Origin of the sequence: Burkholderia sp. Bp8986 (assembly GCF_003854225.1) — a bacterium.
GTDB lineage: Bacteria > Pseudomonadota > Gammaproteobacteria > Burkholderiales > Burkholderiaceae > Burkholderia.
In genome coordinates this window covers 1-352 of record NZ_QTQM01000224.1, presented here as the reverse complement: position 1 = coordinate 352, position 352 = coordinate 1, and the positions used below count along the sequence as shown (strand labels likewise).

General features: G+C 59.1%; 1 protein-coding gene. It reads right to left on the bottom strand.

The features are described from left to right. Positions 1-306, bottom strand: a 306-nt coding sequence (locus DID99_RS37000) for a transposase (RefSeq protein ID WP_148094736.1), incomplete at its 3' end; no start/stop codon positions are given. Positions 307-352 lie beyond the last annotated feature (46 nt).

Here is a 352-nt window from a genome sequence, read left to right as displayed (position 1 = left end):
ATCCGGCACGTTCTCGACGGCCAGATCAATCCCGGCAAACGCCCGCATCGCAATGCTGTCGTACAGCGCATCCTCCAACCCTTCGTCCGACAGGCTGTACCACTGCTGCAGGAAGTAGATTCGAAGCATCCGCTCCAGACCGATCGGCGAGCGGCCGCGAGCTCCCTTCGGGTAGTACGGCTCGATTGCCGTCAGCAATCGCGACCACGGCACGAGTTTCTCCATCTCATCCAGGAAACGCTGACGCCGAGTCACGCGCTTCTTGCCCGCGCTTTCCGCTTCCGCAAAGCTCATTTGCCGTTTCATCGTCGTAGGTTCGTTCCGTGAACTATCTTCTACAACGTCCTCGACT